This window comes from Vibrio sp. 2134-1, assembly GCF_033339495.1.
The window spans coordinates 1-522 of the sequence record NZ_JAWOUS010000938.1; the positions used below are offsets into that span (position 1 = coordinate 1).

1 protein-coding gene is annotated in these 522 nt (G+C 47.1%); it reads left to right on the forward strand.

Going from position 1 to position 522, the window contains the following annotated elements; translation table 11 throughout:
- Positions 1-522, forward strand: a 522-nt coding sequence (locus R7R78_RS29365; protein WP_225474994.1) for an efflux RND transporter permease subunit, incomplete at both ends; no start/stop codon positions are given.

Here is a 522-nt window from a genome sequence, read left to right on the forward strand (position 1 = left end):
GAACTCGTTGAGCCACAAGAAATTGTGAAAATCATCGACGATAGTATTTTGCCTGATATGAAGAAGCTGCACCCAAGTGTTAAAACAGAGCTGGGTGGTGACATCGAAGAGCAAGCCGCGCAACGCAACGAACAAATCATGTTCTTTGTGGCAGGGATGATCATTGTTTATATCTTGCTTGCCGTACCATTGAAGAGCTATACCCAGCCTCTTATCGTGATGTCTGTTATCCCGTTTAGTTTAACAGGGGCGATTTGGGGACATTTCTGGTTGGGGCTAGACGTTAGCATGATGTCGACATTCGGTTTGATCGCAGCCGCAGGTGTGGTGATCAACGACTCGTTGGTGATGACAGATTATGTGAACCAAGTGCGAGAGAAAGGAATGAGCATCAAGCAGGCGGTGGTTGAGGCTGGTTGTGCGCGTTTTCGAGCGATTACGCTGACATCCATCACGACCTTTGCTGGTGTATTGCCTATTATGTTCGAAACCAGTCTGCAAGCACGTTTCGTAATACCAATG